21 protein-coding genes are annotated in these 24,427 nt (G+C 34.7%); all 21 read left to right on the forward strand.

The window, feature by feature from the left end:
* The first annotated feature begins 44 nt into the window (after window positions 1–44).
* The 21 genes from hisC to CAAU_RS07570 all read left to right on the forward strand — a co-directional run bounded on the left by hisC (window position 45) and on the right by CAAU_RS07570 (window position 24,418).
* Complete coding sequence (gene hisC / locus CAAU_RS07465) at window positions 45–1,136, forward strand: histidinol-phosphate transaminase (RefSeq protein WP_008908823.1); 1,092 nt, start codon at window positions 45–47, stop codon at window positions 1,134–1,136.
* A 301-nt stretch (window positions 1,137–1,437) separates the two neighbouring features.
* Window positions 1,438–2,289: a metal ABC transporter substrate-binding protein gene (locus CAAU_RS07470; protein WP_008908824.1), complete on the forward strand. Its 852-nt coding sequence runs from the start codon at window positions 1,438–1,440 to the stop codon at window positions 2,287–2,289.
* An 11-nt stretch (window positions 2,290–2,300) separates the two neighbouring features.
* Entirely contained in the window at window positions 2,301–3,008 is a 708-nt protein-coding gene (locus tag CAAU_RS07475; protein WP_008908825.1) for a metal ABC transporter ATP-binding protein, read from the forward strand.
* A gap of 13 nt (window positions 3,009–3,021) precedes the next feature.
* On the forward strand, window positions 3,022–3,807 hold the full coding sequence (locus tag CAAU_RS07480; protein ID WP_008908826.1) for a metal ABC transporter permease: 786 nt from the start codon (window positions 3,022–3,024) through the stop codon (window positions 3,805–3,807).
* A gap of 90 nt (window positions 3,808–3,897) precedes the next feature.
* Window positions 3,898–4,629: a PHP domain-containing protein gene (locus tag CAAU_RS07485; RefSeq protein ID WP_008908827.1), complete on the forward strand. Its 732-nt coding sequence runs from the start codon at window positions 3,898–3,900 to the stop codon at window positions 4,627–4,629.
* 12 nt (window positions 4,630–4,641) lie between these two features.
* Window positions 4,642–5,520: an RNase adapter RapZ gene (gene rapZ, locus CAAU_RS07490; RefSeq protein WP_008908828.1), complete on the forward strand. Its 879-nt coding sequence runs from the start codon at window positions 4,642–4,644 to the stop codon at window positions 5,518–5,520.
* Window positions 5,517–6,845, forward strand: a complete 1,329-nt coding sequence (locus tag CAAU_RS07495; protein WP_008908829.1) for a gluconeogenesis factor YvcK family protein — start codon at window positions 5,517–5,519, stop codon at window positions 6,843–6,845. The genes rapZ and CAAU_RS07495 overlap by 4 nt, the downstream gene beginning before the upstream one ends.
* Window positions 6,846–6,847: 2 nt before the next feature.
* Window positions 6,848–7,798: a DNA-binding protein WhiA gene (whiA, locus tag CAAU_RS07500; RefSeq protein ID WP_008908830.1), complete on the forward strand. Its 951-nt coding sequence runs from the start codon at window positions 6,848–6,850 to the stop codon at window positions 7,796–7,798.
* 11 nt (window positions 7,799–7,809) lie between these two features.
* Window positions 7,810–9,117 carry a DRTGG domain-containing protein gene (locus CAAU_RS07505; RefSeq protein ID WP_008908831.1) on the forward strand — a complete coding sequence of 436 codons (1,308 nt, stop codon included), beginning with the start codon at window positions 7,810–7,812 and terminating at the stop codon, window positions 9,115–9,117.
* A 10-nt stretch (window positions 9,118–9,127) separates the two neighbouring features.
* A complete protein-coding gene (locus CAAU_RS07510; RefSeq protein WP_008908832.1) occupies window positions 9,128–12,592 on the forward strand; it encodes a DNA polymerase III subunit alpha in 3,465 nt (1,154 codons plus the stop codon).
* 483 nt (window positions 12,593–13,075) lie between these two features.
* Entirely contained in the window at window positions 13,076–14,038 is a 963-nt protein-coding gene (gene pfkA / locus CAAU_RS07515) for a 6-phosphofructokinase (protein WP_008908833.1), read from the forward strand.
* Window positions 14,039–14,050: 12 nt separating this feature from the next.
* Window positions 14,051–15,808 (forward strand): pyruvate kinase, encoded by a 1,758-nt coding sequence (gene pyk / locus CAAU_RS07520; RefSeq protein WP_008908834.1) that lies wholly within the window; start codon window positions 14,051–14,053, stop codon window positions 15,806–15,808.
* Between the two features lie 209 nt (window positions 15,809–16,017).
* Window positions 16,018–17,397 carry a 23S rRNA (uracil(1939)-C(5))-methyltransferase RlmD gene (gene rlmD, locus CAAU_RS07525; RefSeq protein WP_040306243.1) on the forward strand — a complete coding sequence of 460 codons (1,380 nt, stop codon included), beginning with the start codon at window positions 16,018–16,020 and terminating at the stop codon, window positions 17,395–17,397.
* Between the two features lie 550 nt (window positions 17,398–17,947).
* Window positions 17,948–18,490: an RNA polymerase sigma factor gene (locus CAAU_RS07535; RefSeq protein ID WP_008908836.1), complete on the forward strand. Its 543-nt coding sequence runs from the start codon at window positions 17,948–17,950 to the stop codon at window positions 18,488–18,490.
* Window positions 18,480–19,175, forward strand: a complete 696-nt coding sequence (locus CAAU_RS07540; protein ID WP_008908837.1) for a DUF4367 domain-containing protein — start codon at window positions 18,480–18,482, stop codon at window positions 19,173–19,175. Before CAAU_RS07535 ends, CAAU_RS07540 begins: the two co-directional genes overlap by 11 nt.
* Before the next feature lie 101 nt (window positions 19,176–19,276).
* Window positions 19,277–19,708, forward strand: a complete 432-nt coding sequence (locus CAAU_RS07545) for a hypothetical protein (protein ID WP_008908838.1) — start codon at window positions 19,277–19,279, stop codon at window positions 19,706–19,708.
* A 149-nt stretch (window positions 19,709–19,857) separates the two neighbouring features.
* The gene (locus tag CAAU_RS07550) at window positions 19,858–20,064 is read left to right on the forward strand and encodes a hypothetical protein (protein WP_008908839.1); all 207 of its coding nucleotides are present in this window, start codon (window positions 19,858–19,860) and stop codon (window positions 20,062–20,064) included.
* A gap of 27 nt (window positions 20,065–20,091) precedes the next feature.
* Window positions 20,092–21,768: a hypothetical protein gene (locus tag CAAU_RS07555; RefSeq protein WP_008908840.1), complete on the forward strand. Its 1,677-nt coding sequence runs from the start codon at window positions 20,092–20,094 to the stop codon at window positions 21,766–21,768.
* Window positions 21,769–21,862: 94 nt separating this feature from the next.
* On the forward strand, window positions 21,863–22,954 hold the full coding sequence (locus tag CAAU_RS07560) for a hypothetical protein (RefSeq protein WP_008908841.1): 1,092 nt from the start codon (window positions 21,863–21,865) through the stop codon (window positions 22,952–22,954).
* Window positions 22,955–23,001: 47 nt separating this feature from the next.
* On the forward strand, window positions 23,002–23,502 hold the full coding sequence (locus tag CAAU_RS15075; protein WP_008908842.1) for a hypothetical protein: 501 nt from the start codon (window positions 23,002–23,004) through the stop codon (window positions 23,500–23,502).
* 238 nt (window positions 23,503–23,740) lie between these two features.
* Entirely contained in the window at window positions 23,741–24,418 is a 678-nt protein-coding gene (locus CAAU_RS07570) for a hypothetical protein (protein ID WP_083852834.1), read from the forward strand.
* The last annotated feature ends 9 nt before the right edge of the window (window positions 24,419–24,427 follow it).

The following is a 24,427-nucleotide window of genomic DNA, read 5'->3' on the forward strand; positions in this document are numbered from 1 at the left end:
ATAATTAAAATTGTCAAGAAAATTTAAAAAATAGGGGGATGGCGATGAAACTAAGAGAATCTGTTTTAAGGCTAAAACCTTATACGGCAGGTAAACCAATTAATGAAGTAAAAAGAGAATTGGGGCTTAATGATATTATTAAATTGGCATCAAATGAAAATCCTTTAGGTTGTTCACCTATGGTTACGAAGGTAATAAATGAATTAGCATACCAAGTTAATTTATATCCTGATGCTGCAAATTTTGATTTAAAAAGGGAATTAGCTGAAGAATTAGGAGTAAAACCTGATAATATATTTTTAGGAACAGGTTCTGATTCGATTATAAGGGCGATATGCTCTATTTTTATCGATCCGGGCGATGAAAGCATAATGGGTGAAGTTTCCTTCCAAAGATATGAGGATAATACAAAGATAATGGGTGGGAATGTTGTAAAAATTCCTATGAAAAATCATAAACTTGATGTAGAAAAAATGGTAGATGCTATTACAGAAAGAACTAAAATATTGTGGTTTTGCACACCAAATAATCCCACCGGACCAATTATAAAAAAGGATGAACTTTTTAGCATAATAGATAAAATTCCAAAGGATGTTATTTTTGTAATGGATGAGGCGTATTATGAATATGTGGATGACCCAGATTATCCTCAAACCATTCCTTTGCTTGGAAAATATCCCAATATGATTATTTTAAGAACCTTTTCAAAGGCCTATGGACTTGCAGGATTAAGGGTTGGCTATGGAATTGCAAATGAAAGTATAGCAAAATACATTAATGCAGTTGTAGGTCCCTTTGATGTTAACTTAATTGCCCAAAATGCAGCACTTGCAGCATTAAAAGATAAAGAATTTTTAAGGAAGGTCGTGGAACTTAATAAAAAATCAAGGGAGTATTTTTATGAAGAATTTAAAAATATAGGACTTGAATATATAGAAAGTCAAGCAAACTTTGTAATGGTCGATTTAAAGGCTGACGACAAGGTGGTATTTAATGAACTTTTAAAAAGAGGTGTTATAGTAAGGCCAGGACATTTATTCGAGATGCCAGGGTGGATAAGAGTTTCAACTGGAAGGATGGAGCAAAATGAAAGATTTATATCAGCATTAAAAGAAGTTTTAAAAGGGATGCACTAAGCATCCTTTTTTCATGGTTTTGACATATATTGCTATGTTATGTATAATTAGCATATGATGTGAACTACCCCCACTTATAGAAGTGGTGGCTTCGTGGTCAATACTCCCAGCGGAGCAAGTTATCCCACGCTCAAAGGGCTGTTCCTTCCCCAGATATACCAATTACATGGTTTATTTTAGCTTGGTTTTCGCTATAATAATTGTAGCATTTTTTATATATTTTTGCAACATTCATCACCCACTTACAGAAGTGTGCGACTTCTGTTGCTGTTTATGTTAAAATAAAAGAAGGAGTGATTGTATGAAGAGGTTATTTACAATCATTATTTTATCATTGATGATTTTATTTTCTGCTTGTTCAAAGATTACTAAGCAAAATAACAAAATATACACAACTATTTATCCTGTATACTCAATAACGAAATTTATTGCAGGAGACAAATTCGAAGTTGAAAGAATAGTTAAAGGAACTGCAGAACCTCATTCTTTTGAACCACAAACTCAGGATATTGCTGAAATGATGGAATCAAGAGCAGTGTTTTATATAGGGCATATCGATGAATGGGCAAAAAAGGCTTCGGAGGGCAGCAATGTTAAAGTTGTTGAGGTATCCGAAGGTATAAATAAAATAGAAGAGGATCCTCATGTATGGACGTCACCTAAAAATGCAATAATTATAGCTGAAAACATAAAAAATACATTGATAGAGATAGATTCTGTTAACAAAGATTATTATGAAGAAAACTTTTATAAGTTAAAACTTGAAATGGAAAGAATCAATGAAAAGTTTGAAAAGGAAAAGGCAAATTTTAAAAGGGACGTTTTTGTTATTGCTCATCCTGCATTTGGCTATTTAGCGAGGGATTTTGGATTAACTCAGGTAGCTTTAACAGGACAGGAGGAGGTTGAGGAGCCTTCACCAAAGGAGGTTGCAAAGGTTATTGATTTTATTAAAGAAAAGAATATAAAATATATATTAGTCGATAGGACAGAAAATGAAAACATAATAAGACCGGTTGTTGAAGCGACTGGGGTAGAAAAACTTGAAATATTTGGCATGGGTGCTGTCCCTCAGGATGTTGAAAAAAAGGAAAATTATGTTACACTTATGGAAAAGAATATAGATAATATTATAAAAGCATTAAAGGAATGAAGGTGTCGTATATGATTGAGCTTATAGATGTTTCTTTTGGCTTTGAGGAAAAAATTGTTCTTAAGGATATAAACTTGAAAATAGAAAAGGGAGAACTTTGCACTATAGTAGGTCCAAATGGTTCAGGAAAGAGCACATTGGTTCATGTTATTACAGGTATATATAAACCTTATAAAGGAATAGTAAAATTGTTTGGAAGGGAAGATTATAGGGAACAAAGGAGAAAAATCTCCTTTGTTCCTCAAAAGGTTTCAAGCTTTAATCAGCTTTTTCCTATCAGTGTTAAGGAAACTGTCCTTTTAGGATTAGTCCCTCAAAAGGGATTTTTTAAGAGGTTTAACAAAGAGGACTTTAAAAAGGCAGATGATATTTTAAAAAAATTAGATTTATATGAAACGAAGGATAAACAACTTGGTAAACTTTCCGGTGGACAGCAGCAAAGAGTTTTTATAGCAAGGGCTCTTATATCAGAGCCAGAAATACTGATATTGGATGAGCCTACTGTGGGAATAGATTCAAAATCAGAGGAAATCCTATATAATCTTTTACTTGAACAAAAGAACAATAATACAACGATAGTTATGGTTACCCATGATATTTTTGCAATAAAGGATTATGCCGATAAGGTTGTTTGCATGAAAGATGGGGAGATTTTAACTATATTTGGTGCAAAGGAATTTTCAGCAAAAAAATACAAACAAATATATCTTACGGATTAAAGGAAGTGTTGGCATGTTAAGATATGCTTTTATGCAAAGGGCTTTTATAGCTGGAATTATAATTTCCATTATAGCGCCACTTATTGGAAATTATATTATGTTAAAACGCTTTTCACAAATTGGTGATACATTATCCCATAGTGCCATTTTAGGGGTTGCTTTAGGATTATTAATCGGTATAAACCCACTTATTGGAGCTCTTGTGATAACAATATTTTTTGCGATAGCACTAGAAAGATTAAGAAAAGAATTTAAGGGATTTGCAGAAATTTCATTATCAATGATTACAATGGCCTCTTTAGGCTTTTCAGCCATTATATTTAGTAGGATAAAAAGCTCCGCAAATGTAATGAATTATTTGTTTGGCAGTATTGTTGCTATATCACTGGCTGATTTGATTTTGATTTTATTAATTGCAATTCCTTCCGTGTTGTTAATCCTGATTTTTCAGAAGGAGCTTTTATATATTTGCTTTGATGAGGATGGAGCTTATGTTTCTGGAATTAATGTAAAGCTTTTAAATCTTGTTTTAAATATTTTAGTTGCTCTTGTTATTGGGATTTCATTAAGAATCGTAGGAGGATTTTTAATTTCAGCCCTATTAGTTATTCCTGGCGCAATATCCATGAAACTTGTATCAAACTTTAGAAAACTTCAACTATATTCAGTGCTGATTTCACTATTTTCTGTTGTCTTTGGAATTATTTTATCTTTTTACCTAAATATATCTCCTGGTGGAAGTATTGTGGTTATTTTCACATGTTTATATGCAATAACAGAGTTTAAAAAAGGCATGTAAGTCTTAACCTTACATGCCTTAATTTATATAATTTTTGTAATAAAAATGTGATATAATAATTAATGTAATTTGCTTATACGGAGGATGAATATGAGGGTTATAGCGGATTATCATACTCATACGAAATATAGTCATGGAAAAGGTAGTATTAGGGATAATATTGTTGAGGCAATAAATAAGGGATTAAAAAAGATAGTTATAGCCGATCATGGACCTGGACATTGGCTTTATGGGGTTAACAAAAAGGATTTGTATAAAATGAGGGATGAAATTGAGAGGCTAAAAACAGAATTTAAAGAAATTGAAATACTTCTTGGAATTGAGGCTAATATAATTAGTGTCGATGGAGAGCTGGATGTTGATGATGAGGTCATATCGCTTTTAGATGTTCTTCTTGTAGGTTTTCATAATGGAGCCTTTTTTAAAGGAGTAAGGGATTGGAGGGAGCTTTATTTTAAAAATAAGCTGTCTAGGATAGTTCCCATTCTTCAAAGAGATGCTAGAATAACCAATACAATTGCTATGGTAAAGGCCATAAAAAATTATAATATTGATATAATCACACATCCAGGTGCTAAGGTTGATATAGATACTCGTGAGATTGCAAAGGCTGCTGCAGAAAGGGGAACGCTTTTAGAAATTAATAGCAGCCATGGATTTTTAAATGTTGATTATGTTAAAATAGCTATGAAGGAAAACGTTAATTTTGTTATCAACAGTGATGCCCATAAACCTAAGGATGTTGGCAAAGTCGATGATGGGATAGCAATAGCATTAAGAGCCGGCTTGCCATTTGATAGAATAATAAATATTGAATCTTGAGGGGGATTTTAAATGAATTTTGTTATAGTAACAGGTCTATCAGGTGCTGGAAAATCTCAGACTATAAGATTTTTAGAGGATTTTGGATTTTTCTGCATAGATAATCTTCCGCCTGCCCTTATACCCAAATTTGCTGAAATATGTTATCAAACAGGTGGCAAGATTGAAAAAATAGCAATAGTTGTTGATATTAGAGGAAGAGAATTCTTTAATGATCTTTTCATGGCGTTAAAGTCGTTGCAAAGTATGGGTTATAATTATGAAATATTATTCCTAGAGGCAAAGGATGAGATACTGGTAAAGAGATATAAAGAAACAAGAAGAAATCATCCTTTAGCTTATGACGGAAACATATTTGAAGCCATAAGAAAAGAAAGGTTAAAGCTCAATGAGGTGAAAAAACAAGCAAAGCATATTATAGACACATCGGATCTTTTGCCAAGACAGCTAAGGGAAGAACTTGAAAGGATCTTTGTAAGTGGAGAAAACTTTGAAAGTCTTGTGATTTCTGTTCAATCCTTTGGATTTAAATATGGTATACCTATTGATGCAGATATAGTATTTGATGTTAGATTTTTGCCAAATCCATATTATATAGAAGAATTAAAAAGATTTTCAGGATTAGAAGAAAATATAAGGGAATATGTCTTAAGTAGCGCCGAAGCAAAAGAATTTTTAGAAAAAGTAACTGATTTATTTGAGTTTTTAATACCTAACTATATAAAAGAAGGAAAGTCAAGGTTAGTCATAGCAATCGGATGCACAGGGGGAAGGCATAGATCTGTAGTTCTTGCAAGTGAAGTTTATAAAAGACTCAAGGACAATGGGCATACTGTTTTAATAAATCATAGAGATATTTCTAAGGATGTATCAGGAGAGGTAGGAAAATGAGTTTTTGGGATTGGTTTAGACCTGGACTTAAATTAAAAAGATGGGTATTTCTTGGGGGACTTGGGTTATTTATTTTAGCTTATGGACTTTCAAATATTTTAATTATGAGAAATAATTTTAATATATATTTGTTTTATAACGTTTTAATAATTATTCTTGGGATTATCTTACTTTATGTTTCGTTAAAATTACTAATTAAAAATATGCTTATTTTGGTTGGATGTAATACATCAAATGGCCTAAAGAAAAACTTTCAGGAAAAGCTCTATGAACAAAGACTTCTTATAAGAGGGCCAAGGATAGTGGCGATTGGTGGGGGAACAGGACTATCTACTATGCTAAGGGGACTTAAGGAATATACATCAAATATAACGGCAATTGTTACTGTAGCTGATGATGGTGGAGGAAGCGGAATTTTAAGGGAGTCTTTAGGAATGCTACCGCCAGGGGATATTAGAAATTGTCTTGTTGCATTAGCAAATACTGAGCCTCTTATGGAGGAGCTAATGCAGTATAGGTTTAAGGATGGAGATTTAAAGGGTCAAAGTTTTGGAAATTTATTTATAGCTGCTATGAATGGTATTTCAAGTAACTTCCTTGAAGCAATTAAAAAGATGAGCGATGTCCTTGCTGTTCAAGGAAAGGTTTATCCTGTTACTTTGGAGAATGTTACTCTGTGTGCTAAGCTTGATGACGGAACTATAATAAAGGGAGAATCTAAAATCCCTTATGAGGTTTTAGAAAGAAGTTCAAAAATCGATAAGGTTTTTCTAGAGCCAATTAATCCCAAGCCCCTTGAAGAGGCGCTAGTTGCTATTGAAAATGCTGATTGTATTGTAATTGGGCCTGGAAGTCTTTATACAAGCGTTTTGCCTAATTTAGTTATAAAAGAAATAGCGGAAAGGATAAAAAAGTCAAAGGCTATAAAAATATATGTATCTAATATTATGACCCAACCTGGTGAAACGGATGATTATACTCTATCTGAGCATGTTAAAGCCATTGAAAAACATTGTGGTAAAGGCCTTGTAGAATTTGTTATTGCAAATAACGGTAAAGTCCCGGAATTTTATTATGAAAAGTATAAAAAAGATGGACAATATATGGTGGTTAATGATATTAAAAACTTACCGGAAAATATTAAGGTTATCGAAGAGGATCTTGTTGATATTAACAAATATGGGTATTTAAGACATAACACAAAAAAGCTTGCAGAAACAATAATGAAAATTATCTTAAAGCAGGTTTTCCCAAAGGATAAAAAGAGAATAGTAGATTATTTTTATTTATCAGAAAGAATAAGGATGAGAAAGCAGGAGGTGTAACGGTGTCTTTTTCTGCCGAAGTAAAAAATGAACTGAGTAGAATTATTGATGAAAAGAAGTGCTGCCAAATGGCTGAGCTTGCAGCAATTATTAAATTAAGCGGCAGTATTAATATAAATGCAAAACAGGGGCTAAGCTTTAAGGTTACAACTGAAAACCCTGCTATTGCAAGAAGGATTTTTTCTCTATTAAAATCTCTTTTTGATGTCCATGCAGATGTAATGGTAAAGAAAAATAATATATTAAAGAAAAATAATATTTACTATGTGGTTGTTTCTGCAGATATGAATTCCAATGAGATCTTAAAAAGTTTAGGTGTTTTAAAGGAATATCATGATGGTACCATAGGGTTTAATAATAAAATTAACGTGGATTTAATTAAAAAAAGCTGCTGCAAGAAGGCATTTTTGCGAGGTGCATTTTTGGCATCAGGTTCAATAAGTAACCCTGAAAAAACTTACCATTTAGAATTTGTATCAAACAATCAAGAGCTAGCTGAAGATGTAATGAAGCTTCTAAACTCCTTTGATTTAGGTGCAAAAATAATTTTAAGAAAAAACAGCTATGTGGTTTATATCAAAGAAGGGGATAAAATAATAGATCTTTTAAATATCATTGGAGCTCATAATGCTCTGTTAGAACTTGAAAATGTAAGAATATATAAAGAGATGAGAAATAATGTTAATAGACTAGTTAACTGTGAAACTGCTAATCTAAATAAAACTGTCGATGCTGCTGTAAGGCAAATAGAATCCATAAAACTAATACAGGAAAAGATAGGACTTAAAAAGCTTCCACCAAATTTAAGGGAGGTTGCAGAACTTAGATTAAATTATCCAGATATATCATTAAAGGAATTAGGGCAAATGTTAAATCCACCAATAGGAAAATCGGGAATCAACCATAGATTGAGAAAAATAGAAAAGATAGCAGAGGAGTTAAGGGATGAATAGGAGTTGATGGCATGACAAAACATGAAGAGATTATTAAGTATATTACAAATTTAAAGATTGGGACAAAGATTTCAGTAAGAACCATAGCAAATGAACTTAATGTTAGCGAAGGGACAGCCTACAGGGCAATAAAAGATGCAGAAAATATGGGGCTTGTTAGTGCTGTACCAAGAATTGGAACAGTTAGAATAGAAAAAATGACTAAAAGAAATATAGAGAAACTAACCTATGCTGAAGTTGTGAACATCGTCGATGGACAGGTATTAGGTGGAAGAGAGGGACTCCATAAAACATTAAACAAATTTATGATTGGTGCTATGACTATTGATGCTATGGAAAAATATATGTCCCCGGGTAATTTGTTAATAGTAGGTAATAGAGAAGAAGCTCAGAAATTAGCTCTTGACAAAGAATGCGCTGTCCTTATAACAGGAGGCTTTGGATGTAGCGATGAGATAAAGCAATACGCCAATCAAAAGCAGCTGCCTATAATATCATGTTCCTACGATACCTTTACAACGGCTGCCCTTATAAATAAGGCATTAGCGGAAAATCTAATCAAAAAGGATATCATCCTTGTTGAAGACATAATGAAAACAGATGTTGCATTTGTTACAACACAAGATGATGTAGGAAAAACTAGAAGAATTATAAAGGAAGCTAATTATGACTTACTTCCTGTTGTTGATGAACACCAAAAATTAGTTGGGGTTATTTCAGTAAACGATTTACCTCATGATGGTTTTGACTATGAAAAGGTTTATAAATTTATGAATAAAAATGTAATATTTGTAACCAACAAGACATCAGTAGCATATGCTGCTCATCTTACCATTTGGGATGGGGTAAAGTATTTGCCGGTTGTCGAAGGAAAGCGCCTTGTAGGTATGGTCAGTAGACAAGATATAGTTGCAGCGCTGCAGCAAATTAGCGGACAACCACAGATAGGGGAAACTATTGATGACATGATTTTAAAAAATTTCAATTTTGAAGAAATAGATAATGGTTTTAAATATGTTGGTAAAATATTGCCTGAAATGTTAAGCCCACTTGGAACAGCAAGCTGGAATACATTGTCATTAATTATGTCAACATTAGGTTTAATGGCTCTTAAATGCAATAATAATATTAATATCTCGGTAGATTCATTTACTGTTTATTATATGAAACCAGTTCAACTGGATACTAATATAGCTGTTTATGCACGTTGCATCGATAGTAGCAAAAACTATTCTAAGGTTGAAGTTGAAATGATTTCAGAGGATGATAAAGAGATAATTGGCAAGGCTCTTTTGAGCACAAGAATTTTTAGAAAGTAGGTGAATGAAGATGAGTTTTGTTCATCTTCATGTTCATACAGAATATAGTTTGTTGGATGGCTCATCGAGGATAAAGGATATAGTAAAAAAGGCAAAGGAATATGGAATGCCATCACTTGCCATCACAGACCACGGAGCAATGTTCGGTGTTATTGATTTTTATAAGGCCTGCAGAGAAGTTGGAATTAAGCCTATATTAGGATGCGAAGTTTATGTTGCTCCAAGGAAAATGACGGATAAAGTGGCAGGCATAGATAATGAATATTATCATTTGGTTTTAATAGCTGAGAATAATGAAGGCTATAAAAATTTAATGAAGATAGTTTCAAAGGCTGCCCTAGAAGGATTTTACTATAAACCAAGGGTTGATAAAGAGCTTCTTAAAAAATATTCAAAGGGCATTATAGCCTTATCGGCTTGCCTTGCTGGTGAAGTTCAGGATTTACTATTAAAAGGACGCTATGAAGACGCAAAGAGAATAGCTCTAGAGCTTGAAGATATTTTTGGAAGGGGCAACTTTTATTTAGAACTTCAAGATCATGGTATAGAGGAGCAAAGGACTGTAAATGAAAAATTAATTGATCTTTCAAAAGAAACAGGAATTCCACTTGTAGCAACTAACGACGTTCATTATGTCAATAAAGAGGATGCAGTTGCCCATGAAATCCTTTTATGTATTCAAACGGGGAAGACAATTGATGATGAGGATAGAATGAAATTTCCAACAGATGAATTTTACTTAAAATCTCCTGAGGAGATGAAAAGGCTTTTTGACTTTGTCCCTGAAGCTATAGAAAATACTATAAAAATTTCAGAAAGGTGCAATGTTGAACTTGAATTTAACAAGCCAAAGCTTCCTAAATTTGATGTTCCTGATGGAAAGGAAGCAAATGTGTATTTACGAGAATTATGCTTTAATGGCCTTTATGAAAGATATAAAGAACCGTCAAAGGAAGTTATCAACAGATTAAATTATGAGCTTGAAGTAATTGAAAAAATGGGATATGTGGATTACTTTTTGATAGTTTGGGACTTTATAAGATTTGCAAGGGAAAACAATATAATGGTGGGACCGGGTAGAGGTTCTGCAGCAGGTTCTATTGTTGCATACACATTAGGTATTACAAAGATTGACCCAATTAAATATAATCTTCTTTTTGAAAGATTTTTGAATCCCGAAAGGATTAGCATGCCGGATATAGATTCTGACTTTTGCTACGAAAGAAGACAGGAAGTTATAGATTATGTTTTTAAAAAGTATGGAGAGGATAGGGTTTCACAAATTATTACCTTTGGAACCATGGCTGCAAGGGCTGTAATTAGAGATGTAGGACGAGCTCTTAACTATTCTTATGCTGAAGTAGATACTATAGCTAAAATGATTCCTATGGAGCTTGGAATGACCATAGATAGGGCTTTGGAATTAAATCCCGAGCTAAAGGGAGAATATGAAAACAACGAAAGAATAAGGCATCTTATTGACATTGCCCGCTCTTTAGAAGGACTACCAAGGCATTCCTCAACCCATGCTGCAGGCGTTGTAATATCCTCTGCGCCATTAGTAGAATATGTTCCACTTACGAAAAATGAAGATACGATAACAACACAGTTTCCAATGACTATTTTAGAGGAACTTGGACTTTTAAAGATGGACTTTTTGGGTCTTAGAACCTTAACTGTATTAAGGGATGCTGTAGACTTGGTTTATAAAAATAAAGGAATAAAGGTAGACCTTGACAGTATCGATTTTGAAGACCAAAGCGTTTATGAAATGATATCACAAGGAAAGACAGAAGGAGTATTCCAGCTTGAATCTTCAGGAATGACAAATTTTATGAAGGAATTAAAACCATCAAGCCTTGAGGATATTATTGCCGGGATTTCCCTATATAGACCAGGACCTATGGATCAAATTCCTGAGTATATAAAAAATAAAAACAATCCTGAAGACATTAAATATATTGATGAAAAATTAAGACCTATTCTTGATGTTACCTATGGATGTATAGTATATCAAGAGCAGGTTATGCAAATAGTAAGGGATATAGCAGGATACTCACTAGGACGATCGGACCTTGTAAGAAGGGCTATGGCAAAGAAAAAGCATGACGTTATGGAGAAGGAAAGGGAAAATTTTATTTATGGTTTAAAAGATGATAAAGGAAATATTATCGTCCCTGGGGCCTTAAGGAATGGGGTAAGCCTTGAGGTTGCCAATAAGATATTTGATATTATGATGGATTTTGCAAGTTACGCCTTTAACAAGTCCCATGCAGCAGCCTATGCAGTTGTTGCATATCAGACTGCCTTTATGAAAAGATACTATCCTGTTGAGTTTATGACGGCCCTTTTAACAAGCGTAATGGGAAATTCAGATAAAATAGCCTTTTATATAAATGCATGCAGGAGGATGAATATAACTGTTCTGCCACCGGATATAAACAAAAGCTTTGAGAATTTTTCGGTAGAAGGAGATAAGATAAGATTTGGATTGGTTGCGATTAAAAACGTAGGTGAAGGAGCAATAAAATCAATTATTGAAGCCAGGGAAAGGGATGGAGATTTTAAAAGCTTTAGAGATTTTTGCGAAAGGGTTAATTTATCTGAAGTTAATAAAAAAACTATAGAAAGTTTGATAAAGGCAGGAGCCTTTGACAGCCTAGGACTAAAACGTTCAGTCTTAATGAATAATTATGAAAAGGTTATTGATTCAATATTAAGTGAAAAAAAGCAAGTTATAGATGGGCAAATTGGTTTTTTCCAAAAGGAACTTGTAAACCTTAAAAAGGATGATTTTGAGGATATCAAAGAATTTGATAAAAAATATCTTCTTGCGATGGAAAAGGAAATGCTTGGCCTTTATATAAGTGGGCATCCGCTTCAAGACTTAGAAAAACAATTAGAGCTTTTAACTAACACTAAAATTTCTGAAATATATTCAATCAGTGCGGAGGATCATGACCATATAGATGTTAAGGTTGAAGATGGTCAGAGGGTTGTCATAGGTGGAATAATAACAAATATAAGCATTAAATCTACAAGAAACAATGAAATAATGGCATTTATAAAAATTGAGGATATGAATGGAACTATCGAAGTATTGGTTTTCCCAAAGACGTATCAAAAATGTAGCAAGATTATCATGGAGGACAATATAGTTATAGTTAAAGGACGAGTATCGATAAAGGAAGAGGAACAGCCTAAGATAATTGCAGAGGAGATAGAACAGTTAAGGGGATATGAAAAGACGATCAATAAATTATATATTAGACTTGATGATAAGGAATGGAAAAAACAAATAGAAAGAATAAAGCCTGAGATAATTAAATTTAAAGGCCTTACACCAATCTATATAGTTTTAAAGGATTCAAAGAAGATCCTAATGGCTTCGAGGGAACTTTGGGTAGAGGTCAATGATGAGCTTATAGGGATTTTAAAAAGTGAATTTGGAGAAGATAATATTAAAGTAGTATAACTGCCTTTAGGCAGTTATACAGATTGTAGACAAACTCTCATTGGTGTTTAGACTTTGCAAGAGCCCCGTGAATGGATTTCAAAAAGGCATCTTTCATGAGCTCTAGCAATTCTTGCTTTTCGACTTTTCAAAAGTCCGTAATTCTGCACACGGACGTGCAGAGCCGAGTGGCCGACACGGATGTCGGCTCACGAGGGTAGGACTTTTGAAAACAAAGAAAAGCTTAGAATTGCTTAGCGAAATGAGCGAATGCCAGGGAAATCCTTCACGGGGCTTATCAAAAAATAACTTTTTCAACAGTCTGATACCAAAATTATTGTTGTTATATAACAAAAAGAGTGTTAAAATTATTTAAAAGTATTGATTTTAAATTTAAAGTAAAATAAAATACTTTTTGTCTAAAGAAGGAACATGTAATATACAGCTAGATTATTCAAAAAGTGGGACAATGCTTGTCCCGTATGGACAAAGGAGGTTAAATATATGAAAACCATCGGAGTATTGACAAGCGGTGGAGATGCACCAGGAATGAACGCAGCTATAAGGGCAGTTGTAAGAACAGGACTTGCTAATGGTTTAAGAGTAATGGGAATACAAAGAGGTTATAATGGAATAATAAATGGTGAAATATTTGAAATGACATCCTCAAGTGTTTCTGACATAATTCAAAGAGGAGGAACTATATTAAGAACTGCAAGAAGCGAAGAGTTTAGAACAGAAGAAGGAAGAAAAAAGGCTTACAACGTATTAAAGGTTTTTGGAATAGAAGGACTAGTTGTAATTGGTGGGGATGGTTCCTTTACAGGAGCTATGAAACTATCAAACGAGCATGGCGTTAAAGTTGTTGGCATTCCTGGAACTATAGATAATGACCTTGCCTATACTGATTATACAATCGGATTTGATACAGCAGTTAACACAGTTTTGGATGCTATAAATAAACTAAGGGATACATCAACTTCCCATGAAAGGGTCTCAATTGTTGAAGTTATGGGAAGACGCTGTGGTGATATTGCTCTTTATGCTGGGCTTGCCGGTGGAGCTGAAAGTATAATCATACCTGAACAGCCATATGATTTTAATGAGTTATGTAGAACTATTATTGAAAGTAAGGCAAAAGGTAAGATGCACAGCTTAATACTTTTAGCAGAAGGTGTTGGAGGAGCAGAGGATTTGGCAAAGAAAATTGAAGAGATTACAGGAATAGAAACAAGGGCTACTAAATTAGGACATATTCAAAGGGGTGGAAGTCCAACTGCCTTTGATAGAATACTTGCATCAAAGATGGGTGCAAGGGCTGTTGAACTTTTAATGGAAGGAAAGAGCCAGAGAGTTATTGGAATAAGGGACGGCAAGATTATAGACATGGATATCGTAGAGGCGCTTTCAATGAAAAAGAAAAGCGATGATTATATGTATGAACTTGCAAAAATATTATCTTTTTAAGGGGTTGAAGGTATGAGAAAAACAAAGATTGTGTGCACGATAGGTCCTGCAAGTGAAAGTGAAGAAATGCTAAGAAAACTTATAGACGCAGGAATGAATGCTGCAAGACTTAACTTTTCCCATGGGGACCATGAAGAACATGGGAGAAGAATTGTGCTTATTAAAAAACTAAGAGAAGAGCTTGGAAAACCCATAGCGATAATATTGGATACAAAGGGGCCTGAGATTAGAACAGGCAATTTCAAAGGCGGAAAGGTTGAGCTTGTTGAAGGCCAGGAATTTATAGTTACTACAAGACAGATTGAGGGAGACAATACTATATGTTCTGTAACCTATGAAAAATTGCATGAAGATGTTAAGCCAGGAGATACCATCCTTATAGATGATGGACTTATAGGACTTTTAGTGGAAAGAATTGAGGGACAAGATATTCACTGCAGAGTTTTAAACAGCGGTCCTGTTGGAAATCACAAGGGAGTTAATCTACCCAATGTTAAGATTAACCTTCCAGCTTTAACTGAAAAAGATATTGCTGATATTAAGTTTGGTATTGAAATGGGAATAGACTATATTGCTGCATCCTTTGTAAGAAAACCCTCAGATGTGCTTGAAATAAGAAAGGTTCTAGAAAAATTCGGCGGACAAAATATACAAATCATAGCCAAAATTGAAAATCAAGAGGGACTTGATAATATTGATGACATATTAAAGCTTGCAGATGGAATAATGGTTGCCCGTGGTGATTTAGGAGTAGAAATTCCTGCGGAAGATGTTCCTTTAGTGCAAAAGATGTTAATTGAAAAGGCAAATAAAGCAGGAAAACCTGTTATAACAGCAACCCAGATGCTAGATTCTATGATTAGAAATCCAAGACCAACAAGGGCAGAAGTTACTGACGTTGCAAATGCAATATTTGATGGAACAGACGCTATAATGCTAAGCGGTGAAACTGCAAATGGTAAATACCCATTAGAGGCTGTAAAGACGATGGCAAGAATTGCAGAAAAGGCTGAAACTGCTTTAAACTTTGATATGCTTCTTGAAAAGAAGGCAAAACAAAGGTTAAACACAGTCCCAGATGCTATAAGCCTTGCAACAGTAACTGCAGCAGCAGAACTTAATGCCTCCGCTATAATCACAGCAACTCAATCCGGCCACACTGCAAGAATGGTTTCAAAATATAGACCAAAATGCCAAATAATTGCTGCAACTCCTTATGACGATGTTGCAAGAAAGTTATCTATAGTGTGGGGAGTATATCCGATAATTGCATCAAAAATGGAATCAGCCGATGCAGTTATAGATTTATCAGTTAAGGAAGCTCTAAACAAAGGACTTGTTTCAAAGGGGGACCTTGTTGTTATTGCAGCTGGTGTTCCGGTAGGATTTACTGGAACTACAAATATGATGAAGGTTTCAATTGTTGGGGATACCCTAGTTCAGGGTAAGGGTGTAGGCAATCCGGTATATGGAACAGCATGCGTAGTTATGTATAACAAAGATATTGATGATATGCTTGAAACAGGAAACATACTAGTTACAAAGGAATTACAAAAGGAATACATTCAGCCGGTTCTTGAAAGGGCAGCGGGAGTTATTATAGAAGAAGGAAGTTTGACTACAGATGCTGCAGTAGAATGTATAAACAATGGTATACCAATCATTGTTGCAGCAGAAGGTGCAACTAAGATAATAAAACACGGAACGCTCATTACTATGCTTCCAAGAAACGGAATGGTGTTTAGCGGAAAGGCTAATATTACGGCATAGTTGAATAAAACTTTTTAAACTTGGCAATAATTAAAAATGAATTAGTGGCAACTGATTCTATCTTTGCACACCTTAAGGTGTGCTATTTTTTTGTTAAATGAAAAATTTATCTTTTGTGTTTTATCTTGCTTTACAGCATATTATTGTTTATTTTATATTTCTATTCTGATAAAATATTAAAGATAAAAATATTAAAAAGGGTGATGAAGTTGGCTAAATATATCCCAGTTGAAGAAGGAAAGATTTATGAACTTGATATAACAGGTATGGGTTTTCAAGGCGAAGGAGTTGGAAGGATTGAAAACTTTGCAATCTTTGTTAAGGGTGCATTAAAGGGAGAAAAGGTTAAAGTTGAAATCCAAAAAGTTCAAAAAAACTTTGCCTTTGGTAAGTTAATAGAGATAGTAAAATCATCACAATATAGGACAAATCCCATATGTCCAATTTATGAATCATGTGGTGGGTGTCAAATTCAGCACATGACCTATGAAGGCCAATTAGAGTTTAAAAGGGAAAGAGTAGAAGACGTTATAAACAGAATAGGTAAAATAACTAATGTTAAAATACATAACACTATAGGAATGGAAAAACCTCTAAGATACAGAAACAAGGTGCAGCTTCCTGTAAGAAGAGAAAATGGAGAAGTAAAAATAGGATTCTTTAAGCAGGGGACGCATGATGTAATAGATGTAAGAGAGTGTTTTATACAAGATGAAATTGCTGATAAAGTTGTGAATTTGACAAGAGAGTGGATTAATAAATATAACATCGAGCCCTATGATGAAACAAATGGAAGTGGAATAGTAAGGCACATAATGATAAGAAAGGCTTTTGCAACTGGAGAGGTTATGGTTGTAATAGTAACAAACGGAGAAAAGCTGCCCTTTAAAGAAGAATTTATTGATTTAATGGTCAAAAACATTGATGGGCTAAAAAGTATAGTCCAAAATATTAACAGCAAAATCACGAATGTAATTTTAGGTGAGAAAAACATTTTGCTCTGGGGGCAGGATTATATAACTGATTACATAGGAAAGTTTAAATTTAGAATTTCCCAATTGTCATTTTTTCAAGTAAATCCTGTTCAAACAAATGTTTTATACAATAAAGCCCTTGAATATGCAAATCTTTCTGGAGATGAAATAGTTTTTGATGCCTATTGCGGAACTGGAACCATATCGTTATTTTTAGCTCAAAGAGCTAAAAAGGTTTATGGTGTTGAAATTGTAGAAGAAGCAATAAAAAATGCAAGGGAAAATGCAAGGGAAAATGATATGCAAAACGTTGAATTTATTGTTGGTAAGAGCGAAGAGGTGATTCCGAAATTAATTGAAAAAGGAATTATTCCAGATGTAGTAGTCGTTGACCCACCGAGAAAAGGCTGCGATGAAAGGCTTCTTCATTCAATTGCAAAGGCCAATCCCAAAAGAATAGTTTACGTTTCCTGTGATCCGTCAACATTGGCAAGGGATTTAAATTTGCTAGAGAAATTGGGGTATAAAACAATTGAAGTTCAGCCTGTTGATATGTTCCCTCAAACGGCCCACGTTGAGTGTGTAGTATTGATGCAAAATGTAACAAACAAATAAACGCCTAAAAAACGGCTTAAATACAGGGTTTTCCGGTAATTTGCCATCTGCCGAAAATGTGTTTTTTGGCGGCGGAGATGCCGGGAAGCCTTGTTTTTTTGTCTGTGCAACTGTTCGTGGAAACACATCTACAGCTTCTTGGGGCGTCTTTTGGCGGGCGGGGTTGTGTAGACGGAAAAGACGGGGGTTGATTGTTCGAGGGAACATGTCAAAAATTTTAATGGTTTGAAAAGAGAAAAAATGTAAACCAATTTATCCGTTTTGGCTTGATATTATTCGTTTAGACGTATATAATATGAATTGCTAATAATTGTATGTTTGGGTGAATGTATGTTAACTGATTACATGTCTGTAAATGAAGCTTCAAAAAAGTGGGGCATTTCCGTCAGGCGCATACAAAAGCTGTGTGCGGAAAACAGAATAGACGGCGCTGTGCGTTTCAGCCGTGTATGGGCAATACCGAGAAACGCCCAAAAACCAATTGATGGCAGACTTAAGTCACAAAGGGAGAGGAAACAAAACAGAGCATGAAAATGCGGGAGGTGACAAAATGCTTCCAATATATCTGGCGATGCTTGACGGCGAAGAGGATAAAAATAAATTTGAATTGCTTTATGTTACATACAGGAAGCTTATGTTCTATGTCGCCAACCGCATCCTAAATGATGAACGGTTTGCCGAGGACGCTGTACATCAGACGTTTTTGAAAATTCTTGAGAATTTCGATAAAGTGGGGGAAATTTCCTGTCACAAAACTAAGAGCTACATTGTTACTATGGTTAGAAACACCGCCATCAATTTATATAACCAAAGAAAAAGGCGCACAACAATTCCCCTTGAGGATGTGGAATACTGTATAACGACCGAAACAATAAGCGTTACGGAGGATTTGGATCATCTTGCAAGGGCGGTATTGAAGTTGCCTGTTATATATAAAGATGTGCTGACACTGAAATATGTTCAAGAGTTCTCTAATAAAGAAATAGCAAAGATGTTGGATATATCTGAGGCGGCGGTCAGGAAGCGGCTTGAGCGTGCAAAACGCAGGCTTGAGGAAATACTAAAAAGAGAGGAGAGCGCCGATGTCAATTAGTTTTACGGACGACATGCTTAAAGAAGCCGTTATTAAAGCGGGCATATATGAGATAGAAGCCCTGCCTACAGACGATGAAATAGAGCATGAGTTCTCAAATGATTTTGAACGAAAGATGGAAAGGCTTATACGCCGAAGCAAAACAAGAAACCTGATTGGAGGAATGGCATTTTTGCGCAGGCGTGTGGTTGCTTTGATTGCAGCAATAATTATCCTGTTTGCGTCCGCAATGAGCGTATCGGCTGTGCGTGCCGCGGTATTTGAATTCATAACCGAGGTGTACGAAAAATTCACTCATATATTCTTTAATGAAAGCCGGTCATCTCAGGATGCGGCAGATGGATTTGCCATATATGAACCAGCCTATATACCGGAAGGCTTTAAACTGGTCAATAAAAACACCGACGGCCTTGTTCTGCTGGAATATGAAAAGGAAAATGATTTTATATCCTACAGCCAACAGTGCCTTGAAAACGTCTCAATCAGCATAAATACAGAAGGTGTAAAACTGGAAGAACTTGAGTTCAAAGGTTTACCGGCCAAGTATTATTCCAATCAGGGCGTTCAAAACCTGCTCTGGTACGATGAAAAGTATATGTATATGGTGTCATCAACACTGGATAGAGACATCGTGTTTAAGATTGCGGAAAGCGTTGAAATTACAGGCACAGACTTGAGTCCATAAAATTTAGAAAAATTTTCTAAAAAATTTTTTTATTTCCTGTCACAAAAGCCTCTTTTAATTTGTTTTATTTAATGAGAACAAAAATCAAAGGAGGCTTTACTATGCTTAAGAAAAAACTTTTATCTGCTGCATTGACTGCATTGCTTGTTATTTCAGCATTAACGCCGACAGTGTTGGCCGCAGGAGATACAAACGCAGCGCCGGAGTCAGTGGTGTCCATTCAGTATGTTTACATCAACCAGGCAAGCACCTCGCTCACTATTTCATCAAGCGGAACGGCCACTGTGTATGGGTATGTGCAAAAAACACCGGCCGGAAAAAACATTTATCTCACATCTACTTTGCAGCGTTATTCTAACGGATCATGGTCAAACGTGAAAAGCTGGTCTAAATCATCAACATCTTCGTCGGCATCCATACTGGAAACATATCAAGTAAGCAGTGGGACTTACAGGGTTGAGACATATTACTATGTATCCGGCGACGGCGGATACGAGTCGGGCACGATTTACAGCAAGACTGTAACCTATTAAAGCTATCGTTTATTAAGCTAAAAATTAAAACTTTGTATGTTGAAAGATGAGGTGATTAAATATAATATGTAAAAAACAGGGTATCAATTAAATTTATTTATCCCTTATCCCTTTAAAATATTATTATAATCGAAAGGAATGAATAATTTATGGAAAAAAACTATAGGTCAATAATAGCAATCATAATAAGCGTTTTTTTACTTATAAATATAATGAACATTAATATTGTATCTGCTGCGGGAGAAACAACTCTTCCAAGCGGCTCAACCCTTACTGGGACGATTTCAACAGCAGGGACTGAAAACTGGTATGTTATAAATGTGACGTCTGCCGGGAATTATACAATCGAAACATGACAAAGCGGTACTCTTGAAGACACCGTTATGTACCTATATGACCACACTAAAGCAACTGAAATAGGGTATAACGACGATATTAGTTATCCAAGCAATCCTTATTCGCGAATTAGCATTGACCTATCAAAAAATATTAACTACTTTGTTAAGGTAAAATTTTGGTCATCAAGTGAAACTGGCTCGTATAAAATATCTTTAACTAAGAATAGCACACCTTCGTATACAACCGAAACAGTTTCAAAAAAATTCTCAGCACTACATGCTGCAAAAGATACCGATCCTTTTGATGCAAAAGCATTTGCTCAGGCTATGATAAATAATAGCTGGACAGCAACTGTTACTTCTGATAACAGTATGTGGTCAGATACTGGAACGCTTACAAATATGAAGAGTTCTGCTCCCAATATAATGTATTGGTCAGGTCATGGGCTATCCAGTGGAAGAATGAGCTATTTTACATCTGGGTATAGCGGAACGGTTCTTACGGGTTCCCAAAGAGTAGCTGCTTTGCAAAATCCAAATCATTCATGGACAATACACTGCAATAATTATTATGTGGATTATAGTTCAGCATCTCCAATGCATGGGCTTGTTGGAACAAGTTGGAATGGCAGCTTGGATTGGGTTGTACTAGCAGTATGTAATCAGCTAACAACCCCTGAAAATAGACAAGCATGGTCAGAGACTATGAAAGGCAGTTCGCGAAAAGTCAAAGGAATTATGGGGTACTCTTCAACTGCGCCTGTTAGTGGTGATGACACAATTGCATCTTCATTTGTAGATCTTTGCTTTAATTCTACATATAAAAGGGTTTTATTTGCTTGGCTGCAAGCTAATGGAATATCAAGCTCGTATACTGCTAGTGCATTATATCATTCAATAAATGAGGGTGACACATTGACTAGTGTAACAAAACACAATTCAAGTACAGGAAATAATTTCAAATACATGTATATGATAAATACCTCAACATATGAAACAGATATAACTCCATTTAGCAGCCTAAATACCTTTAGGAATATATATGAATTTGCTCCAAATATTAATAACTTAGTTGCGGCAAATCTAACGATGGTCAATATTTATGAATCAAGTTCAAACAAATTATACGAAGAGATAATAATTGAAGAGCCTCAATATGAAAGCACTGAACTTGAAAATGAGAGGGTCGATTTTGAGCTTGATAATTTATATGAAACCAAAAACGAAACAGAAAAGAAACTTAAGTCGAAAAATGTTTTACCGAGTGATGCAGTGCTGAGAAATATAGTAACTTTTATCAGTGAAGACATTAGTGGTGAAAATGCTGAAGTACTGGGATACATGTTCAATTATGGACACTCCCTTGATGGCATTGATATAACATCAGATTTAAATGGAGATTATCTAAAAGTATTTGTTAACAAAAAGGGTATAGAATATGTGAAAAAACGTTGGACAAATATTGAAACAATAAAGTCCAAAAAGCAACTTGGTGATAAGAAAGTGATAAATGTACTTATAGGAAAAGAAAAAGTAAAAGAGTTAGTTAATAAATCCAAAAATAGGGAAATAGCAAACCAGATTAAAATAAGTTCAGGAAAGATAGTTTATGTAAGAAATGCTAAAAATCCAAATAAATATATACCAGCATGGGAATATGAACTTGACAGCGGTGAATTAATTCACGTTGATTGTATTAGTGGCGACATAGTTGAAGAGTAATAAGAACTATGGGCGGTTAGGTATTCAAAAATGCATAAAGGGTTATTTAACAAATAACCCTTTATGCATTGCTAAAGAAAGGAGTAAATAAAAAGTGAATTACCGGATAAACAAGATAAGAAATATAACGTTTATTTTACTTATAGTATTTGCTCTTTCTAATATGACTGCATGTCAAAAGGCAAATAACAAAGTGCCTGACACTGTCGTGAGCAAGCCTTCAACAACAAGGGATGCATTTCATGAAAAAACGCAATCTGAAAATTACTTTGACTGGAAGAATGGTGTTAAAACAAAAGATATACTAGATTATTTAAATGTACCAATCGAGGAAAGAAAAAAAGAGATAGAATCCATATCTTCCGTTTTTGACAAAGGCAATACAATATATCTTAAAACAAAAAGTGGAAATCATAAAGCGTCAATAAGCGATAAACGAGTCGAAACCGTTAATCACTATGGGAGAGCCTTGGATAGAAGATATACATATATTCACGGCTTTTTGTTTTATGATACTATTGAAAACAGAGAAATTAATGTAACAAATATAGTTGATTTAAAAGACTATGAAACCGATCATGTTAATGGTCTTGAAGTTGATTACTGTCAAAATAAAGTATTAATTTCTTGCCACAGTAAAAATGTAAATAAAGATATGACAACCTGGGGTACATACTTGGAGACTGCTTTCCCAACATATCTGCTTTTTGATTTACAGGATTATTCATATGAGTTTATAAAGCTTTCAAAAATTGTTTACGATAAAAACAATGCTGATACTAGTGCAGATGCAATATTAATTGACAGTAACAAGATTCTCATATCATATAAAGACCGGAAAGTTTCAAAATGCAAGGCAATAATTTATGATTTAAGTATAAAAAAAGTTATTGAAGAATACGATTTAGATTGGAATTTTAAAATAGCTCACAGGATTGCAGATTGTGTTGTGTCGCCTGATGGGAAGTATCTTCTATATCACGAGTCGGGGCAAACACCAGTTGAATTGTTTTTGTATGATATTGAAAAACGCAAAGAATATAATGTGGTTGACCATGAAACTGAAAGAGAAGAAATTTATACTTTCTATAATTGGGACAGTGAAAATATTTTCTTTTATGGAGTATATAGCATTCCTATGGCTGAATGTATGGTCTATATGAGAAAATTAGATGAAGTTCGATGAAACCATGCTTTAAAACCATATTTGCGAATGAGGAAGGAGAATAAAAATTGTTCTATATCAAACAAATGTCCCATATTATTACAATATTCATAATAATGTTTATAATGCTGCCAATGGTCGGTTGCAGCACCAGTGAAATCCCAGAAACTACGATTGACAACACTGCTTTGTTTTCCACGCCGTCTCCGACACAAAGCGGCAAAACTGAGACTTTCAGTTACGGCGGACTCAAGCTCGAAGTAACAAATGTACGTGAAATTAAGGCCGAGAGCAAAACTGATGACATGGGCAAGTCTTGGGAATATAAGGTGTTTGTTTGCTATCCAGGCGCAAGAGCAACTATTCTTGACGCCGATATGAGCGATCCAGGTTTAAATGCAGATGGCAAGACTCATGCGAAATGGGCCATTCTGTCGGCTTCGGGCGAAAGGACGGACATTGTTGACGGCATGCAGCCATTTGACGTTTCAAGCAACGTGGTTTATATATATGACCCTGAATCGAGCTTGGCTGTGTTAAAGTTTGAGATGTGCGAAAATGACAAATAGAGTGAAAAATGTGTTTTGCTTTAAGAAACCGGCGTTTTGGATAGTATGCGCGGCGGTGGTTGTCGCGGCCGTCGGGGCCGTATTGCTGATGGCGAATCCGGCCCAGACCCTTGAGCTTCCGGACACGGCGTTGGTTTTTAAGGTAGGGCATTGGAAATAAGACCCATGTTCTATTTCCAACCCCCTTTATTTTAAATAATACTATTAATGTGATTTTATATAATTAAAATTGTTTTGATTGGAGAACCCAAATGAAAAAATATCTTTTTTTCTGTTAATAATAGTATTTTTAAGTACTTCAGCTTGTAGCACTATAAGTGAAAATGATTCTAAAAAACATTCATCACTAAATAGCAAACCTATACAGGTGAATGATAGTGAAAATGAAACAATTGAAGATGCCTTTAAAAAAGCAATAATTGATACATACAGCATAATTAAGGGAAATACTGAGATTTTAAAAATAAAAAAATATGCGCAAGGTTACCTGGTTTTAGTGCTACGTCAAGGTGAAAGTGGGGGTATTGCAATTTATTACGTTGAAGAAAAGGAAGGCAGAAATTTCATTGCAAACGGCGTAGCAGGAGGCGATGCAGCAATGAGCATGGGATTTGGAGTAAACAGGCTTGTTCTTGGAAATGACACAATTTTCTTTTGTAATCTTAACGACTCAACTTGGATACCTGAAAACGATACAAGGAAAGAAACGAATTATGCCAGGATAGTTTTTGATTTTGATGATGGCAATACAATAGAAGAAAAGGTAGAAAACGATAAGGGGTATATATTAATTTATAATGGCGTTGTGAATGTTAAAGACATGAAACTGTACAATGCCGATAATGAACTTGTGAATGTTTATAAAGATGTCGGCGCTACTAAAGAGGTAGACTACCGTCTTTTAAATAGCCAATAAATCTGAAAG

The organism is Caloramator australicus RC3, from assembly GCF_000297115.1.
Lineage (GTDB): Bacteria > Bacillota > Clostridia > Clostridiales > Caloramatoraceae > Caloramator > Caloramator australicus.

What these genes read in the sequence shown, in the direction of transcription:
- hisC (WP_008908823.1), top strand. Translation starts at nt 45, where the DNA reads ATGAAACTAAGAGAATCTGTTTTAAGGCTAAAACCTTATACGGCAGGT.
- CAAU_RS07470 (WP_008908824.1), top strand. Translation starts at nt 1,438, where the DNA reads ATGAAGAGGTTATTTACAATCATTATTTTATCATTGATGATTTTATTT.
- CAAU_RS07475 (WP_008908825.1), top strand. Translation starts at nt 2,301, where the DNA reads ATGATTGAGCTTATAGATGTTTCTTTTGGCTTTGAGGAAAAAATTGTT.
- CAAU_RS07480 (WP_008908826.1), top strand. Translation starts at nt 3,022, where the DNA reads ATGTTAAGATATGCTTTTATGCAAAGGGCTTTTATAGCTGGAATTATA.
- CAAU_RS07485 (WP_008908827.1), top strand. Translation starts at nt 3,898, where the DNA reads ATGAGGGTTATAGCGGATTATCATACTCATACGAAATATAGTCATGGA.
- rapZ (WP_008908828.1), top strand. Translation starts at nt 4,642, where the DNA reads ATGAATTTTGTTATAGTAACAGGTCTATCAGGTGCTGGAAAATCTCAG.
- CAAU_RS07495 (WP_008908829.1), top strand. Translation starts at nt 5,517, where the DNA reads ATGAGTTTTTGGGATTGGTTTAGACCTGGACTTAAATTAAAAAGATGG.
- CAAU_RS07505 (WP_008908831.1), top strand. Translation starts at nt 7,810, where the DNA reads ATGACAAAACATGAAGAGATTATTAAGTATATTACAAATTTAAAGATT.
- CAAU_RS07510 (WP_008908832.1), top strand. Translation starts at nt 9,128, where the DNA reads ATGAGTTTTGTTCATCTTCATGTTCATACAGAATATAGTTTGTTGGAT.
- pfkA (WP_008908833.1), top strand. Translation starts at nt 13,076, where the DNA reads ATGAAAACCATCGGAGTATTGACAAGCGGTGGAGATGCACCAGGAATG.
- pyk (WP_008908834.1), top strand. Translation starts at nt 14,051, where the DNA reads ATGAGAAAAACAAAGATTGTGTGCACGATAGGTCCTGCAAGTGAAAGT.
- CAAU_RS07535 (WP_008908836.1), top strand. Translation starts at nt 17,948, where the DNA reads ATGCTTCCAATATATCTGGCGATGCTTGACGGCGAAGAGGATAAAAAT.
- CAAU_RS07540 (WP_008908837.1), top strand. Translation starts at nt 18,480, where the DNA reads ATGTCAATTAGTTTTACGGACGACATGCTTAAAGAAGCCGTTATTAAA.
- CAAU_RS07545 (WP_008908838.1), top strand. Translation starts at nt 19,277, where the DNA reads ATGCTTAAGAAAAAACTTTTATCTGCTGCATTGACTGCATTGCTTGTT.
- CAAU_RS07550 (WP_008908839.1), top strand. Translation starts at nt 19,858, where the DNA reads ATGGAAAAAAACTATAGGTCAATAATAGCAATCATAATAAGCGTTTTT.
- CAAU_RS07555 (WP_008908840.1), top strand. Translation starts at nt 20,092, where the DNA reads ATGTACCTATATGACCACACTAAAGCAACTGAAATAGGGTATAACGAC.